The following is a 1171-nucleotide window of genomic DNA, read 5'->3' as shown; positions in this document are numbered from 1 at the left end:
AACACGCAGTAGACTTTTGGTCACTTTGCTAAACCCAACTTGGCGATAGCGCGAGACACGCTGGTCTACCCAATACAGCAAAATGATGAAAATCAGCCAGTGCACGAGAGAGTGATAAAACGGATATTCCAACTGAGAGTGAAGTACGATAGGAATGAATAACGCGAGCAACGCTAGGCGTGTGCCACGTTTGGCTTGATAAATCCGATGTAAAACCAATCCCATTGCGAGGATTATGCCTAATACAGGCAGAAGCCCACCTTCTACGCCCCAGTACAACATTTCATTGTGTGGATGATCCATCGATGGCAAGCCTGCAGGATAGTTCTCATTCAGCGCATGCTGGCGCGCGGTGTACAGCATGTACTCAGATTCAAACTTACCGTAACCGTAGCCAGTGAACGGTTTCTCGATCACCATATCCAAGGTTTGAGGGAAAGTGTACGCTCGAGGCGACTCCATATTCACTTTCTCTGCCGCCAGTCCACTTCCATCCGGGAATGCAATGCTCATTACAACGAACGAGAGCACCAAGCCCGTAACCAAAGCCGCGATCCAGCGAATAAAGCGGCCTTTGGTTGCAAAGCGATACATATACGGAATCACTAACAACAAACCGATGATGGTCGCTAGCCATCCTGTGCGCGAAGCTAACGCGACAATCAACGGCAAGGTAACAACAGGTACGGCATACAAAAGGTAAACGTCGCTTAGCTTACGTGAATACTTATAGGGTTGACGAGCTAGAAGGTAACTGGCAATGACTAATCCAGTAGCGAGAAAGCTAGCCATCACATTCGGTTGCTGAAAGATCCCGTACGGACGGTTAGCAATCGTGTCGTAGCCGAAAGGATTCCCTGGTTTTAGAAAAAGATATTGCGTTAGACCAAATAGAGCTTCAAGCACGACAGCCAGTACGATGAACCAAAGTAACCGTTGGCGATGCTTATTACTGAAATGAAATTGCTGTAAGACAACAAAAAACAGGAAACCACTCCACAGGCCGATAAGTTTGTTCGCTGCCAGAGTGCTGTCCGCATTGGGGTAGAATACTGGCAACGTCATGATGATCGCGCTGATCAGTAACCCGATGGTTAGCTTTGAATAGCGTAAAATGCGGTTACTCGCGAGCTGATAGCAACCGATACCTAACGCAAAGCTAAATGCAATC

General features: G+C 47.6%; 1 protein-coding gene. It reads right to left on the bottom strand.

The annotated features are described in order from the left end of the window. On the bottom strand, window positions 1–1170 hold a 1170-nt coding region (locus tag R7093_RS24020; protein ID WP_318146860.1), incomplete at its 3' end, for an O-antigen ligase. Between the last annotated feature and the right edge of the window lies 1 nt (window position 1171).

The organism is Vibrio sp. 1580, assembly GCF_033340055.1.
The sequence above is the reverse complement of the archived record's forward strand: the minus strand, read 5'-3'. Positions and strand labels throughout refer to the sequence as shown.